This window comes from Scytonema sp. HK-05, from assembly GCF_963872035.1.
Taxonomy (GTDB): Bacteria; Cyanobacteriota; Cyanobacteriia; order Cyanobacteriales; family Nostocaceae; genus Kalymmatonema.
Window position 1 is genome coordinate 1 of the sequence record NZ_CAWMYC010000031.1, and the last position, 15,143, is coordinate 15,143.

At 44.1% G+C, this 15,143-nt stretch carries 13 protein-coding genes and 1 pseudogene; 7 read left to right on the forward strand and 7 right to left on the reverse strand.

Translation table 11 applies throughout. The features are described from left to right. Nucleotides 1–316 precede the first annotated feature (316 nt). The 4 genes from AACT52_RS05820 to AACT52_RS05835 all read right to left on the reverse strand — a co-directional run bounded on the left by AACT52_RS05820 (nt 317) and on the right by AACT52_RS05835 (nt 5,468). The gene (locus AACT52_RS05820; protein ID WP_073636326.1) at nt 317–2,296 is read right to left on the reverse strand and encodes an N-acetylmuramoyl-L-alanine amidase; all 1,980 of its coding nucleotides are present in this window, start codon (nt 2,294–2,296) and stop codon (nt 317–319) included. 191 nt (nt 2,297–2,487) lie between these two features. Beyond that, entirely contained in the window at nt 2,488–2,613 is a 126-nt protein-coding gene (locus AACT52_RS05825) for a hypothetical protein (protein ID WP_272937151.1), read from the reverse strand. A 927-nt stretch (nt 2,614–3,540) separates the two neighbouring features. Then, nucleotides 3,541–4,968: a cation:proton antiporter gene (locus tag AACT52_RS05830; protein ID WP_073636327.1), complete on the reverse strand. Its 1,428-nt coding sequence runs from the start codon at nt 4,966–4,968 to the stop codon at nt 3,541–3,543. An 86-nt stretch (nt 4,969–5,054) separates the two neighbouring features. Further along, on the reverse strand, nt 5,055–5,468 hold the full coding sequence (locus AACT52_RS05835; RefSeq protein WP_073636328.1) for an EVE domain-containing protein: 414 nt from the start codon (nt 5,466–5,468) through the stop codon (nt 5,055–5,057). 404 nt (nt 5,469–5,872) lie between these two features. On the opposite strand from AACT52_RS05835, the gene AACT52_RS05840 reads away from it, so the two are divergent. Further along, nucleotides 5,873–6,625 carry an SIMPL domain-containing protein gene (locus tag AACT52_RS05840; RefSeq protein WP_073636329.1) on the forward strand — a complete coding sequence of 251 codons (753 nt, stop codon included), beginning with the start codon at nt 5,873–5,875 and terminating at the stop codon, nt 6,623–6,625. 126 nt (nt 6,626–6,751) lie between these two features. Here the strand turns inward: AACT52_RS05840 and AACT52_RS05845 are convergent, their stop codons facing one another. Continuing rightward, the gene (locus AACT52_RS05845) at nt 6,752–7,114 is read right to left on the reverse strand and encodes a single-stranded DNA-binding protein (RefSeq protein WP_073636330.1); all 363 of its coding nucleotides are present in this window, start codon (nt 7,112–7,114) and stop codon (nt 6,752–6,754) included. Nucleotides 7,115–7,482: 368 nt separating this feature from the next. Here AACT52_RS05845 and AACT52_RS05850 point away from each other — a divergent pair, with 368 nt between their 5' ends. The 4 genes from AACT52_RS05850 to ribD all read left to right on the forward strand — a co-directional run bounded on the left by AACT52_RS05850 (nt 7,483) and on the right by ribD (nt 11,711). Further along, nucleotides 7,483–8,490, forward strand: coding sequence for a rod shape-determining protein (locus tag AACT52_RS05850; protein ID WP_073636331.1), 1,008 nt, complete (start codon nt 7,483–7,485; stop codon nt 8,488–8,490). Nucleotides 8,491–8,571: 81 nt separating this feature from the next. Further along, nucleotides 8,572–9,366, forward strand: a complete 795-nt coding sequence (gene mreC, locus AACT52_RS05855; RefSeq protein ID WP_073636332.1) for a rod shape-determining protein MreC — start codon at nt 8,572–8,574, stop codon at nt 9,364–9,366. Between the two features lie 141 nt (nt 9,367–9,507). After that, a complete protein-coding gene (mreD, locus tag AACT52_RS05860) occupies nt 9,508–10,125 on the forward strand; it encodes a rod shape-determining protein MreD (protein ID WP_073636333.1) in 618 nt (205 codons plus the stop codon). A gap of 491 nt (nt 10,126–10,616) precedes the next feature. Continuing rightward, nucleotides 10,617–11,711: a bifunctional diaminohydroxyphosphoribosylaminopyrimidine deaminase/5-amino-6-(5-phosphoribosylamino)uracil reductase RibD gene (gene ribD / locus AACT52_RS05865; protein WP_096549542.1), complete on the forward strand. Its 1,095-nt coding sequence runs from the start codon at nt 10,617–10,619 to the stop codon at nt 11,709–11,711. A 59-nt stretch (nt 11,712–11,770) separates the two neighbouring features. Here ribD and AACT52_RS05870 read toward each other — a convergent pair whose 3' ends face one another. Continuing rightward, nucleotides 11,771–11,989, reverse strand: coding sequence for a hypothetical protein (locus AACT52_RS05870; RefSeq protein WP_073636335.1), 219 nt, complete (start codon nt 11,987–11,989; stop codon nt 11,771–11,773). A gap of 427 nt (nt 11,990–12,416) precedes the next feature. Then, the gene (locus tag AACT52_RS05875; RefSeq protein ID WP_233154233.1) at nt 12,417–12,809 is read right to left on the reverse strand and encodes a TRADD-N-associated membrane domain-containing protein; all 393 of its coding nucleotides are present in this window, start codon (nt 12,807–12,809) and stop codon (nt 12,417–12,419) included. A 329-nt stretch (nt 12,810–13,138) separates the two neighbouring features. Between AACT52_RS05875 and AACT52_RS05880 the strand changes: the two genes are divergently transcribed. Both AACT52_RS05880 and AACT52_RS05885 read left to right on the forward strand, forming a co-directional pair. Continuing rightward, nucleotides 13,139–14,557: a LuxR C-terminal-related transcriptional regulator gene (locus AACT52_RS05880; RefSeq protein ID WP_073636336.1), complete on the forward strand. Its 1,419-nt coding sequence runs from the start codon at nt 13,139–13,141 to the stop codon at nt 14,555–14,557. Further along, nucleotides 14,550–15,143, forward strand: a pseudogene (locus AACT52_RS05885) (hypothetical protein); the annotation flags it as partial. The gene AACT52_RS05880 and the pseudogene AACT52_RS05885, both read left to right, overlap by 8 nt.

The following is a 15,143-nucleotide window of genomic DNA, read 5'->3' on the forward strand; positions in this document are numbered from 1 at the left end:
CTGGCGACTTATCCCCATGTCTAAAGCCAGGGGCTTGCGTCTCGTTTTCCGGTCAAAACTCAAAAGTGAGCCAGCGCCCTTTGGAGGGTTTCCCGACAGCAGGCGACTGGTGAGACCAGTCCTGTTCGCGCCTATGGCACGAAGTGCCATAGGCGGGTCTCCCAACAAGCGGGAACTGGCTCTCCCGTTGGGCGAACCCCGAAGGGGTCAAGAGTCAAAAGTAACTTTTAACTTTGAACTTTTGGATTGTTAAGAACCTTGACGAAAAAAGTGCAATTGCTGACGCGTGTCTGCTTATGATGGCATCTGAATTGTTTTATTTTTGCTTTAAGTACTGGATGACACCACGGGCGATCGCCTCTGCCATTTGATTTTGATACAGTTTGTTTGGCAGTTTACTGGCGTCCTCTCGACCAGTTAAATAGCCTGTCTCCACCAAAATTGCGGGCATAGAATTTTTTCTAAGGACGTAGAATCTGGCTTTACGCACGCCACGATCTCTCACATTGACACTCCGGAGAATGCTGTTATGAACGATACGAGCGAGACCCAGACCGCTGTCATAATAATAGGTTTCTAAACCACTCACCTCCGGACGATCATCACCTGCTGAGTTAGCGTGGACACTGACAAACACATCAGCATTGGTTCGCTCTGCTATGTCAACCCGTCCTTGAAGGGTCACGAAATAGTCAGAATCCCGAGTTAGCACTGCTTGCAGCCCATTTTGCTGTAAAATCTCTGCTACCCTTTTGCCAATAGGCAAAATAATATCTTTCTCTCGAATTCCCCCAATACCGAGTGCTCCAGAGTCTTTACCACCATGTCCTGGATCAACGACGATAACGACTTTTCCCTTAACACGCGGATTACGGGCTGGCGGCTTGCTGGCTGTCGTTGCTGATGGCAAAGGTTGCGGATTTGGTCGTGGTATGGCGGGTAAAGCAATTGGCGGTGTGATTGAACGGGTACGTTCTAATCCTAAAGACAAAACCTGACCGCTCAATTGGTTAGTTTGCCCGATTCGTACGTTTGCCGCTGGTTGGACATAGACAACAACAGTACGGGAGTCTTGTTGTTGTAGACGTACGCGCAGCACAGGGCTACTAGCATCAAAATTTGGACCTTTGACAGCACTAGCCAACTTAGCATTGGGAATAGTGATGCGGTATAGACCAGATGATTTATCCCAAGCAGTCTTTGCAGGTGATAGACGTTGGTCTCCTCTAATGAGCAGTTGCGTACCACCAGCAGCTAGCTCTACAGACCCAATTGTGGAGACTGAGTCGCTTGTTGGTACTTCTACAGCAGCGTTGGCAACATTGTCTGATGAGGTGTCAGAATAATCATTTTTGGGCAAGTTACTTGCATAACGATTCGGTAGAACAACCAAACCACTAGAACTACGAGAACTGCTTGTGCTGATGCGCCAGTCGGGGGTATCTTTGTCTACCCGCAGTGTCATCCGGACAGCAGGTGGTGTCTTTTGCAGTTGATTAAATTCAACACGGTTGACACCATGCTTATTTATCGAGCGATCGCGATCGCCAAAATTGGGTGACAAAGTGGCACCAGGAATGTCAATGAAGATGGTCTTGCGATCGCGGCTGCGAATGATCTGAGTCTGAGGATTCCCACCATTGGTGCGGACAAAAAAACCGTCCCCTGTGACTTGTACGCTCTCAACTTGAATCGTTCTTTCTGCGATGACAACAGCTTTAGAAAACTCAGGTTTTTTCTCAGTTTCAGAGTCTATTGTCACTACGCTGTAAGCATTTCTTGGGGACGAGATGACAACTTCATTTTTTGTTGCTGCAGATGCGGACCTTAAGGGGACTTCCTCAGCTTGTGTTGCTGAAGTTGTTGTTCCTGGGGATGGAGACGAGGAGGCGACTCCCTCAGTTTGTGGCGTTGGTAATTGTACCATCCAGCGACTGCCAGTTTTCCCTTCAAACTTCACCTGCTTCGGGTCGAGGGTATAACCTGGACTCAGTTCGACGACTATACGAGTTGTTTGTGGGTCAAACTGACCAACACGAACAGAGCGAATTGCACCGCCTACTGACTGCGTCAACTGCGGACGTCCAAAATCAGTTCCTGGCAGATCAATAACCAATCGCGTGGGGTTGAAGACGAGTTGCGCCTGGGGTTGAACCGAACCTTGAGTGTTGATTTCCAATCGGTTTTGATTGGCATCAAAACGCCAGGATTGCAGTTTCGCTGCTTGAGCAGGCGACGATACCATCAAGAAACTAGTCGTTACAAAAGTACCAGGTAGTAACCAGTGGGTTTTCACAGTGTTTTCTCCTGATTCGTATTTATCAGAGCCGTCATGATTTGAGAAGCACCCAAAACACGGAACCCAGAACGAGAGAATTCAGTTATCAGTTATCAGTTATCAGTTATCAAATCACTGTGTACTGTTTACTGCAGCTGGTATTGGGTTGAGTTCTGAGTTCTTTGTTTTTTCAAAGTTTCGGTAAATCCTCACACTATCACCGCCCACACTTTAGCTTTGGTGCCACAAGCATCATTTTCTGCTCTAATAAAGACACTGTTATAGTGGTTATTTTTTGGATACAATCCGACTTGGGCGATAGGAAAGCGTACCATTTACCTAATACTTATTAAGGTTTTACCATTAAGAGTAGATGTTGTTCTGTATTAATCCTTATCAGGAACTTAAATGACTTCGTGGCGTCAAATTCTAGCACGTTGCTAATAGTCTTCCATGCCGTTATGGCATTTTAGATTTTTAGAACTTAGATCTTAGATTGTAGATTGTATATTGACTCATTAGTTGCCGATTTTTTCGGATTTTCACGAGTATTCCTCAATCTAAAATTTAAAATCTCAAAGCATTAGTTAATTTTAGTCAATGCATGAATCAAGTCTAGAAGAGAAGCATGAAGGAAGAAATACTTTGTACTTAACTTCATACTTCATACTTCACTTTTTTGTCTTCAGTTCATACTTCATATTACCCTTGCACCAAGCCGCCCTCCGGAGGACGCTTCTGTGCAGAAATTTATCCCTTTTGGAAAGTGCCCGTGGCGTCTACACACTTCATCCTTCACAAAGGGATTTTTGGTGTTGTGTGATTTTTGGTAGTTAATGCACCAATTGATAATGCTGCTACTGTTTCCTGATGTGGTATTAACTTATGAGTGCACCTGTTTAATTGCTAGACAAATATCCAAGGTTGGATGGGTGAGCGAGGAGGAAGATAAAACAAAAATAACATTCCCAATGTTGGTTGTGTTTAAAAAAAACTCCTGAAATTTTTAATTTTAGGGGACGAAGATTTAGGGATAAAAGTTTCCATTGGTAATGGAAAAGTTACAAACTATTCATATTGACAATTGATCAGAACAACCTACAGGTCTAAGTACAGACGCTGTAAATATTGCGTCTGTACTCTAGTACTCTGTCACAGCAACTTTGCCTGGTACGTACTAAACACACTTGCCTGCTTTAATACAGCGCTTAAGCGTTTACTACAGACCCCTCAAACAAAGCTAGTGGCACACCACTAAACTTTTATTTAGTGTCCTGGGAATCAGGTGATTCCATGACCAAAGATTTTCCGGAAGAATCATCTAAAATCAGTTGCTCTGTTGCTGTAGCAGCCGTTTCTGGTTCTGGAAATACAAACCGCAAAAGGGGAGGCGCTAGAAAGGTTGTCAGGATGACCATCATAATAATTGCCGCCTCCAAAGGTTTTGAGAGAATGCCAATCGAGGAGCCGATGCCAAGGAACACCAATCCTACCTCGCCTCTGGGAATCATTCCCACACCAATTGCTAAGCGGTTGATTTGAGGTTGACCAAACACACTCAAGCCCGTGACGAGTTTACCGAGGATAGCGACAACGATCAGGAAAATCGCCATCACCAAACCTTCCCGGTTGCTAGGAATTGCTGGGTTTAAAACTCCCAAATCAGTTTTTGCGCCAACAGTCACAAAGAAAATCGGCACCAGCATATCAGCAATAGGGATAACCTGCTTTTGCAGTTCTACACGCTCATCTGTTTCGTCTAAGACTAAACCAGCGGCAAAAGAACCTAAGATTGCCTCTAATTGGATGGCAGCAGCAAAGTATGCCATCACAAAGGCAAAGATGAACGCTGGTATCACTAATCCACCACGAGTTTTTAGCTTGCTTGCAATTGCTACAAAGGTCTTACTGAAGATATTTCCAAGGACAATTGCCCCCAACAGGAAACTACTGGCGCTAATGATCAAATAAATGACTTTACCTACGTCCACTGCGCCATCTTTTGCAAGACTTGCTACCACCGCCAAAACGATAATTCCCAGTACATCGTCAATAACAGCAGCGCCCAGAATAATTTGCCCTTCTTTTGAATTGAGACGCCCGAGTTCTGACAGAACCTTGGAAGTGATACCAATACTTGTGGCAGTCAAAGCTGCACCTGCAAAAATCGCTGGTATCGCTGGAATACCAAACAAAGTCATCAACCCTACCGTACCAGCAGTAAAGGGTACTACCACCCCCACCACTGCTACCACTGCTGCTTGGGTACCAACAGCTATCAAGTCTTTGATGTTTGATTCCAAACCAATTTCAAATAGCAGAATGATGACTCCCAGTTCTGACAAAACGGAAATCACCTCAGACTGCGCTGTAAAAACAGCATCAGCGGCGTCTGGAGTGAGACCAGCAGTGGTTTGAAGGAAGGTCATGATCAGAGAGCTAGAACTATCTGCCCCGCCTTCTGGAAACACCAACAGATGTAGGACAGAGATGCCTACCACTACACCACCGACTAATTCCCCCAAGACTGGCGGTAAACCAAAGCGGCTTAATAATTCCCCACCGACTTTGCTAGCGAGGTAAATGACCACTATACTGAGTAGCACTGCTGCCAGTACCAGTGAACTATCTGCTGTTTCTGTTGCGGTTGCCAACAAAGGTAATGAGAAGGTTATTGTATCTAAGTGCATCGGTTATTTTGGTAAACCCTTCCCTTTGAATTTACAGGTTTGTTGAAAGCAACTATCATAGGCGCGCTACAGAAAACATTGATAAATTAATTCATGCCGTTTGTTAATTGCAGAAGGCGCTGCCAATGAGACTCTGATACTGGCACTATGGATAGTCTCGCAAGGCGTAGTAAGTCAAAACCTTCAAAATTTCCGTCCTGCTTAATTTGGGTCAGGGTTATTGGCTCTTGTACTCTTCGTACAGCTCGCACCTGGACAACCACCCGTTTGGCATCATCCAATTTTGGGTCGGGGTAAGGTTGACTGACGATCTGGGCTACACCTATCACTCGCCGCTCTTTGCCTGTGTGATAAATAAGCGCCAAATCACCAATTTCCATCGTCCGCAGATGCTTGAGAGCTAATGAATTGCTAACTCCTTCCCAAACTGTAGTGCCATCTCGTTCTAAATCGCAGTAGGAATACTCTTCTGGTTCTGTCTTTAGCAGCCAGTATGCCACAAATATTCTCCTTCAATTGTTTACGGTTAACAGTTGACGGTTAACTGTCAATAGTAAACAGTCAACGGTTAGCCAATAGCTATTTTTTAGTTTCTAAAAATGTAACTGCTCTGACTATTGACTATAGTCATGTCAAAGTAAAAACATATCTTCTGTATGGACGCAGTGTTATTAACTGTGTCTTTAAGGAGGAGCTAGGGAGTGTGAGTTGTAGAGACGCGCCATGGCGCGTCTCTACATTTGTTAGTGATGAGTGGTTAGTGAGCCAGTGCGCCTTTGGGAGTTCCCCCGAGTTCGCGCTCCTGGCTCACCCGAAGGGTTGTTGGTGACAGCTAACCGCTCTTGACTTCCCACGACTTACCTAATCTCTATAAATTAATCATTTTTAGAGGAGTGAACGTTTTATGAATACAGATGCTGTGTCTGGTTCTCAGTTAAATGCTGGGAACTGGTGGAAAATTCTATCTTTAGCCTTGCTTATATGTGTGATTTGTACGCAGCCTACTTTGGCACAACAGAAAGAGAGGATGTTGCGTACTCTAAATGTCAATGGTCGTGGAATCGAAACAATTCCTACAACTCTGTCTCAAGTTAGTTTGGGGGTGGAGGTTCAGGGGAAAACAGCACAGGAGGTACAACAAGAGGCTGCTCGCAGGTCCGAAGCTGTGGTAGCTTTATTAAAGAGCCGTAATGTGGAAAAATTACAAACAACTGGTATTACTCTTAACCCAATTTATAGTTACACCAATAACGTGCAGCGTATCACAGGGTATGGTGCCTCCAATGTTGTGAGTTTTCGCATTCCCACTGACCGCGCTGGAACTCTGTTAGATGAAACCGTCAAAGCTGGTGCAACTCAAATTAGCGGCATTAGTTTTGTGGCTAGGGATGAAGCGATCGCCAAAGCAAGACAACAAGCATTAACAAAAGCCACTCAAGATGCTCAACAGCAAGCTCAAGCTGTTTTGAGTGCTTTGGGTTTTCAGGCTAAGGAAGTGGTCGGCATTGAAGTGAATGGTGCCAGTTCACCTCCGCCACCGCCACGACCTCTGTTGCGTGCCGAATCTGCTAAGCTGGCTTCCCAAGACGCTTCCACCCCTATAGTTGGAGGTGAACAACAGGTGGAAGCTACGGTGACTTTGCAAATTAGTTATTGAAAAGAACTCAGGAATCAGGAGTCAGTACTCAGAAGAATTTTTGACGAGTGAAACTTCCTGTATTGATTTCTCTAAATATTCTCAATTCTGAGTTCTGTGTTCTGAGTTCTGAGTTCTCTTCCATACTTAAAAATTCTCAGGGTTCATATCTACTCCAGCTTCTTCCGCATCCCGTTTAGAACCCAATAATTGCAGTTGATCCACGAGGATGACGGGTGTGGAACGATTTGCTCCTGTGGCGCGATCGCTCCAAGTATCAAATTTTAAGGAACCTTTGACGGCAATTTGTTTGCCTTTACGCACGTAATCACCAGCCACCTGGGCTGTTTTTCCCCATAATTCTAGATTGAACCAATCAGTATGTTCGCTGTCTCTTGTGCGCCGATTGACCGCCAATGTTAATTTACACTTAACGCTACCTGACTCGAAATACTTCATATCCGGGTCAGTTCCTACACGACCGATCAGGGTAACGATGTTTATGCTCATGTGCTTTTTTTGCAGTACAAACGTACTTGTATTGTGAATACCATAATAGCGAATTGCTAGACGACTAGCAGAGCGTTAAATAAAAAACAATTATCATTACCTAGAGAAATGATATAAATTACTCTGAGCAAACTCCAAAACGATACGGATACGTTTATGCAGTCGGAGAATATAAAACAGTAGAAGCTTGAGACTGGTTAAAGATTCTAAAAAGAATATATAAAAACATAATCTACTTTACTAGACTCAGGTCAACAAAAGTAATAGAATCCTGCACAATTCTCATTAACAGTAAAAGTTAAAAAGTATTTAATTAGGGGGCGTAGAGACGCGTGGGCCTTTTTAGTAAGTTTTCCTTATCGCGGGATATGGGTATCGACCTCGGTACCGCTAACACCCTCGTTTACGTATCAGGTAAAGGCATTGTTCTCCAAGAACCTTCCGTAGTGGCGATTGACCAAAACGAAAAGGTAGCGCTAGCAGTTGGAGAAGAGGCAAAAAAAATGCTCGGGCGGACACCTGGGAATGTGATTGCGCTGCGCCCCTTGCGCGATGGTGTAATCGCTGACTTCGATACAGCCGAGCTGATGCTCAAAAGCTTTATCCACAGAGTAAATGAGGGCAAATCCCTAGTATTACCTAGAATTGTTATTGGTATTCCCAGTGGAGTCACAGGGGTAGAAAGAAGAGCAGTCATGGATGCTGCTACTCAAGCTGGTGCAAGAGAAGTTTACTTAATTGATGAGCCTGTGGCTGCAGCAATTGGGGCAGGATTACCCGTCGCTGAACCAACAGGCAATATGATAATCGATATTGGTGGTGGCACAACAGAAGTTGCTGTCTTGAGTCTCCAAGGGACAGTCATTTCTGAATCAGTACGCATTGCTGGAGATGAACTGACTGAAGCCATCATGCAGTATCTGAAAAAAGTTCATAACCTAGTGATCGGGGAACGTACTGCTGAGGACATCAAAATTCGCATTGGGTCGGCATATCCCACTCATGATGATGATGATGCCATGATGGAAGTCCGAGGCTTGCACCTGCTTTCTGGTCTACCGCGAACAGTTACAATCAAGGGACCAGAAATTCGTGAAAGTATGGCAGAACCGCTGTCGGTGATTATTGAAGCGGTGAAGCGGACTTTGGAACGCACACCTCCGGAATTGGCAGCAGACATTATTGACCGAGGAATTATGCTAGCTGGCGGAGGTGCCCTGCTGAAAGGATTGGATACCCTGATCAGTCATGAAACCGGAATTGTGACACACATTGCCGCTGACCCATTAAGCTGTGTTGTACTGGGAACAGGTCGGGTGTTAGAAAATTTCAAGCAGTTGGAAAGGGTTTTCAGCGGACGTTCTCGCAATTTATAGCAAAAACTGCGCAATATCAGATATTGGGTTCAATATAGAATCCAATATCCTTAGTAATATTACGGCTAGAAAAGGTTTCTTATGTTTACGGCACGTCGGTGGTGGGAGAGCAAAGGGTTACAAATAGGGTTGCTAGGTGTAATAGTTGGGAGTGCTTGGGTACTTAGACAGACTCAAGGTGCGCTTCTGTTTGAGGTATACCAGGGTGTGACTCGTCCAATCCAGATGTTGCAGACAGCACCACCTCAAGAAGAACGCTTCAGGGATGCTCGGTTGTTAGAACTGCAAACCCGGATTACAGAACTGGAAAGCCAAAATAAAAAGTTAAAACAGTTATTACGCTATGTGGAAAAGGAACCGCTCGCATCGCGCCCAATTCCAGCGCGAGTGACGGGACGTGGTGCTGACAACTGGTGGCAACAAGTCACTCTTAATCGCGGCAGCCTTGCAGGTATCCAAGAAGGTTATGTAGTTAAGGCTGATGGTGGATTGGTCGGTCTAGTAGAAAGTGTGAGTCCCAATACCAGCCGCGTACTGTTAATTAGTGACCTCAAGAGTCAAGTGGGTGTCACAGTCAGTCGCACAGGAGCAAAGGGTGTTTTGCGGGGAGACTCCTCTGCTGATGCAGTTCTGGAATTTTATGAAAAAGTCCCAAATGTGAAACCTGGAGACGTGGTTGCCACATCTACCTATAGTCAGAAATTTCCTTCGGGATTGGCTGTAGGACGGGTGAAGTCGTTGGATTTGAAGAAACTTCCAGCATCTGTGGCGAAGGTGGAACTTTTTCCGCCGATACGCTCTTTGGATTGGGTGACAGTGTATCCCAAGCCAGAAAACCAGCAGTCAGAAAATATCGGTTCGGCAAAACCACAATAAGAAAAACACAGTATACAGAACTCAGAATTCAGAATTGCTCCAGAGTATGTGCTAGAGCTTTCAAAGAATAAAGAATCTTATTATTTATTCTCGGTTTTGACTCCTGAGTTCTTTAAAATTTAATGAAAATTCTTAGGAAAAATGAGGATTCCGGAATCACGGGGTAATAAACACAAAAAACCAAAATCGCCAAAGCGAAAGTCCAGAATTCAAATCAGCCCCCTTTCTCGTTGGCATCCGCGCTTACGTCTAGCGACTGATTGGGCGATCACAGTTGGCTCAGTGCTGCTCTGCTTACTGATGCTGCTCATCCGTTTCCCCGGTATGGAATTATTGGGGATTGGACCAAACTGGTTGTTGATTTGGGTGGTTGCTTGGAGTGTCAGGCGCACAGCGTTTCAAGGCGCATTTGCAGGTGTTGTATTAGGGCTGCTTCAAGATTCTATGACTTCACCTGACCCAACTCATGCTCTGAGCTTGGGGGTGGTAGGAGGTCTGACTGGGATGCTACAGAAGCAGCGTTTTATACAAGAAGACTTTATTTCTATTGCCTTAATTGTGTTTGCTATGGCAGTGTTGTCAGAGACAATTTTTGCATGGCAATTGATTTTAATGGGCGATCGCAATGCAGCAGACATTTGGGCATACTTCCAGAAAGTCGCCCTTGCCTCTGCGATTCTCAGTAGCCTGTGGGCACCAGTGGTTTATTTTCCTTTAAAGCGTTGGTGGCTGCGGCTAAAATTGGCGGAACAGTCGTGAACAATTCAAAATTCAAAAGTCAAAATTCAAAAGTCAAAAGTCAAAAGTCAAAAGTCAGCGAGAAAAATTGGCTGGGTTTGAATTCCGACCTATAGGTAAAGCAGCTTTTGACTCTTGAGTGCGGAAGGGCTTTCAAAATGTTCTAACCAAGAACCAAGTGCGGAGTGTGGATAATCTGGGTTTAAACCCCCAGAAAAGAGTGAGTGAGGAGTGAGGAGTCACATAAGTTGACCCTCACTCCTAAATTTTTTTGGAATTTCAGTATCCTCTGGCAAGATGGATTCAAGCTAGAGTTATGTGAAATCGCAATCATCACAGAAGCTGGTTTCAGTTGAAACAGTTTTCTGCAGCTAGCGTACAAAATATTCACTCTGTTGCTAGGAATTATGGATAATTCGCCAGTGGTCGAACCAGATGCTTTTGTTGTGGGGTCAGGATTTGAGGATGATTTAAACCCGAAGCAAATCGTAGGAACTGACTTTGACCGTGCTATGATGCAGCGGTGTTTGGAACTCGCCCGCCGTGCTTTAGGACGCACCTCGCCAAATCCGATGGTAGGGGCGGTGATTGTCAAAGATGGAGAGATTGTTGGGGAGGGATTTCATCCGCGTGTCGGTGAACCGCATGCAGAAGTTTTTGCTCTGAAGGCAGCAGGCGTTGGCGCAGCCTCTCCAGAGGAGAATCGCGCTCGTGGAGCTACCATTTACGTTAGCCTGGAACCGTGCAATCACTACGGACGCACTCCCCCTTGTTCGGAAGCGTTGGTAGCTGCTGGGGTTGCCAAGGTGGTGGTGGGGATGGTTGATCCCAATCCACTTGTCGCTGGCGGTGGTATTGCCCGTCTACGCGCTGCGGGGATAGAAGTGCTGGTGGGCGTGGAAGAAGAAGCTTGTAAGAAGCTCAATGAAGGCTTTGTCCATCGTATTCTGCATCATCGACCTTTTGGCATTTTAAAATATGCCATGACTTTGGATGGTAAAATTGCAACGACGACGGGTCATAGTACTTGGGTGACAAATCAAGATGCCCGTAGCGAAGTTCATCAACTGCGAGCAGCTTGTGATGCGATCATTGTTGGTGGAAATACAGTTAGACAAGATAATCCTTATTTAACTAGCCATCGCCAAGGGGCACATAATCCTCTACGGGTGGTGATGAGCCGCACTCTTAACTTACCGGAAAAGGCTCACCTATGGCAAACCGCAGAGGCTCCCACTTTGGTTTTGACAGACAAAGGAGCCAACGCCGATTTTCAAGAACTGTTGCGGAACCAGGGAGTGGAAGTGGTGGAGTTAACACCACTCGCACCAGATCAGGTGATGGCGTACTTATACGAGCGGGGATTTTGCAGCGTATTGTGGGAATGCGGTGGTATTTTAGCTGCGAGAGCGATCGCCCAAGGAGCAGTGCAAAAAGTCCTTGCCTTTATTGCTCCCAAAATCATTGGTGGTAGTAATGCCCCCACACCTGTCGGTGACTTGGGCTTTACCACCATGACTGAGGCGTTGTCCTTAGAACGTGTGGCGATACGGGTTGTTGGTTCCGACTGTTTAGTAGAAGGTTATTTGCCGCAAAAAAGTCTTTAGTTCACTAGTTCATAGTCCTGAGTCAAATAATTCTTGACTCTTGACTTCTTCTCTCGTGACTAAGAATACTGACGTTCTTGGGCAATATCACGGATAAGAGCCAGTCGGGATTGGATGTAGTCACTGAGGAAATCGGTTTCATGACAATCTAGCAAAGCTTGGGTTTTGATTTGTTTTACCAACCACTGTACCAAGCTAGCATCATCGAGCTGCAAGAGCGTCTTAGCTTGCGCGGTTTCCACCACAGACCAAAGCTGACGCATAATTTTGGGAGTCATTAGACCTCCATTGAAAGTTAGCCTAGCTGTTTTCAGGATACACAATTCTGTCGAGGCTTCCGGTGTGAATGTAGAAGCTGACACAAGTGTTATTGGAAACTTAATATATTGAGTTATAAGTTGATAATGATTTAGAATCAAGAACTTCAAGTAACATTTGAATAAAAATTTATGTTATTGTGCGCTACTAAGTCTTGACTTTTTGGTGTTCTTGTTATAAGCATCAACTATGTGTAGTTAGGTCTGTTTTCTTAACCTAACTGGTAGTGGTTGCAAGTGCAAGATTATGAACAACTAGATTCCCGACTTCTTAAAGAAGTCGGGAATCTGAATATATTGATACTAGGGGCGATCGCGCAAAGCGATCGCCCAAAGGATAATCGCATCTCTATTTAAGCCCGAAAACGCGAAATAGCAATTTCCGGGGTTATTTCCGCAATTTGTCTATCATCTCCCATAGTTCTTCTTTTTCATCTTTAGCAAACTGAACGCTGCTAATACTGGCAAGAATTCCTACTCCTGCGGTGAGGCTGGCTTCTGGTACTTTATCTAAATAGAGTAGTCCCACGCCAAATAATGTCATCATTGCAGATGCTGCGATTACGACTGAACTTAGGTTGGAGATGAGACGTATTTGACGTAGTAATTCTTCAATTATTTTTTGTTCCATTTCATTTTCGGCTTGGTTGGAATTTGGTTGCTCGGTATTTTGGTGTTTTTTGAAACTATTGAACATGGCTAAAAACTCCTGTAAGTTTTGATGTTTGCTGATTGTGGTTTGTCTTCCATATTCACCATGCTCACTTCTCTTGAATTTCATCCGACAATAGTATAAAATTAGACGCAAAAGAAGTAAGTGTAGATGTCTAAGCATCTCCTTGTGAAAATCGTATCTTTTTCCACAGAATACACAAAATTCACATGGCTGTCTAGACAGCCATGTGAATTTTGTGTAAATATAAAGATGACTAGGTGTTTTTAGCTAAGACAATGCAAATTATTGAAATATGTCTATTTACCTTTAGATGCTACTCGCAATGCTCTATTAGCTCTAACCGCTAGAGCCGCAGAGAACTCTCGCATAATCATATGGAGATTATCTCTGAACGAGAAAACCATAATCATAGTGTATTTTGTGTAATTTGGAGTATGAATAAAAATGAATTCGCAAAAAAAATTCACGAACTCACCCCAAAGCCCAGAAAGGTTTTAGAACTACTAAAAGCAGGCAAAACAGATGATGAAATCGCCAAGGAAATCAATGCTTCACCCCCCACAGTTCGTAAACATATCCAAAATCTCTGCGATCACTTTGGAATAGAGGGTGAAATTGCTGGGGTAAAAAGGAATAGGCGAGAGGATTTGATTGCTCTGATTACTAGAGTTTTAAATTCTAAACCCACTGATGTTGTTAACTCAAAAGATTGCTATTCGGAGCAAATACCGCCAGAATTTGAGCGATTAATCAAAGACAAAACAGAGTCATTTCTTGGTAGGAAATTTGTCTTTGATGCTATTGAAGAGTTTTTCAGCAAGAACCCCAAGGGCTACTTCACTGTTGTGGGTGATGCAGGAATGGGGAAAAGTGCGATCGCCGCCAAGTACGTATTAGACAACCCAGCAGCGATTTGCTTTTTCAATATTCGTGCTGAGGGGATGAATCGCCGGGAATTGTTCCTGAAAAAAATTCGCCAACAATTGATCAGTCGTTACCAGTTACAGGATGCAGGAGATGCTGATTTATCAACTTTGCTGACCAAAGCTAGCGAAAAAATCACTGCTGGTGAACGTTTGCTAATTGTTGTTGATGCACTGGATGAAGTTGACCAAGAATCGACTGGAAATATTTTATATTTGCCTACTATTCTTCCAAAAGGTGTTTACTTTCTGCTGACAAGACGACCTTATAACCAAAATGAGAAAAGGTTGAATGTTTCACCCAGCGTTTCCACTAAGGAATTGGATCTAAGAGACTATGCCCAAAGGAGTAGCCAAGATGTGAAAGAGTATATTTGGCTATTGCTCAATGATGCAGAATATAAACAGGGTTTGAATCAATGGATTCAAAAGCAAAACCATGTCTCTACGACTGAATTTGTGGAAGAAGTAGCGGCAAAAAGTGAAAATAATTTTATGTATTTGCGCTGGGTTTTGCCAGCAATCGCTAATGGTTTTTACGATAATAAACCTTTGGATGAATTACCTGTAGGTTTACAAGGATATTATGAAAACCACTGGCAACTCATGGGCATGACTACTAAGCCTTTACCGAAAAATAAAATCAAGATTGTCTATGTCATGTGTGCGCTACGTAGCGCTGCTTCCCGTGAAGTGATTGCCAAATACTCTAGGCAGAATGAGTTGGCTGTGCAGGAAGTTCTTGATGGGTGGGCGCAATTTTTACAAAAGCAGGAAAATTATCAAGCACCGCGTTACAGGTTTTATCACGAAAGTTTTATTGATTTTTTGCATCGTCAGGATATTGTGCAGGCGGCAGGGGTGAATTTACCAGATATCAGCGCTGAAGTTGCGGATATTATGACAGAAGGACTTCCTGGCTATGAGTAATTTTCGCACTTGGTTAGCTGAAAAGTCATTGGAAGAAAGAGAACTTTTCTTGGGTAAAGCACCACGTTTGTGGTTAGAAGGTCGTCAACTTAATAAAGTATGCCGTCTGTTGACTGATTTTGACTTTATAGAAGCAAAAATTAATCATCCTAAATTTGGTGTGCAGGCGCTGATTGAAGATTATGATTTGATTGATGATACAGAATTCTTAACTCACTTAGAATACGATGCCCAAACTGTAAAAGCGCTGAAATTAATTCAAGGAGCGTTGCGACTGTCGGTACATATTTTAAATGAGGATAAGACGCAATTGGCAGGGCAATTGTCAGGGCGTTTGCTGTACTTTAATGCACCGGAAATTCAAAGGTTGCTGCAACAAATACCACAAACCAAAACCACTTGCTTGCGTACCTTGGCAGCTAGCTTAACTCCTCCTGGTGGTGCGTTAGTTCGCACCCTTAGCGGTCATAGTGACTGGGTGAATGCAGTCGCCGTCACCCCGGATAGCAAGTACGTGATTTCTGGTTCGCGTGACTCTACACTCAAGGTCTGGGATTTGCACTCTGGTGAAGTAAAGTTTACTCTC

Excerpts from the sequence above, each read along its gene's own strand:
- AACT52_RS05845 (WP_073636330.1), bottom strand. The coding sequence starts at position 7,114 with ATGAGCATAAACATCGTTACCCTGATCGGTCGTGTAGGAACTGACCCG.
- AACT52_RS05875 (WP_233154233.1), bottom strand. The coding sequence starts at position 12,809 with ATGAAATTCAAGAGAAGTGAGCATGGTGAATATGGAAGACAAACCACA.
- AACT52_RS05880 (WP_073636336.1), top strand. The coding sequence starts at position 13,139 with ATGAATAAAAATGAATTCGCAAAAAAAATTCACGAACTCACCCCAAAG.
- ribD (WP_096549542.1), top strand. The coding sequence starts at position 10,617 with ATGATGCAGCGGTGTTTGGAACTCGCCCGCCGTGCTTTAGGACGCACC.
- mreC (WP_073636332.1), top strand. The coding sequence starts at position 8,572 with ATGTTTACGGCACGTCGGTGGTGGGAGAGCAAAGGGTTACAAATAGGG.
- AACT52_RS05870 (WP_073636335.1), bottom strand. The coding sequence starts at position 11,989 with ATGACTCCCAAAATTATGCGTCAGCTTTGGTCTGTGGTGGAAACCGCG.
- AACT52_RS05825 (WP_272937151.1), bottom strand. The coding sequence starts at position 2,613 with ATGGTACGCTTTCCTATCGCCCAAGTCGGATTGTATCCAAAAAATAAC.
- AACT52_RS05830 (WP_073636327.1), bottom strand. The coding sequence starts at position 4,968 with ATGCACTTAGATACAATAACCTTCTCATTACCTTTGTTGGCAACCGCA.
- AACT52_RS05850 (WP_073636331.1), top strand. The coding sequence starts at position 7,483 with ATGGGTATCGACCTCGGTACCGCTAACACCCTCGTTTACGTATCAGGT.
- AACT52_RS05840 (WP_073636329.1), top strand. The coding sequence starts at position 5,873 with ATGAATACAGATGCTGTGTCTGGTTCTCAGTTAAATGCTGGGAACTGG.
- mreD (WP_073636333.1), top strand. The coding sequence starts at position 9,508 with ATGAGGATTCCGGAATCACGGGGTAATAAACACAAAAAACCAAAATCG.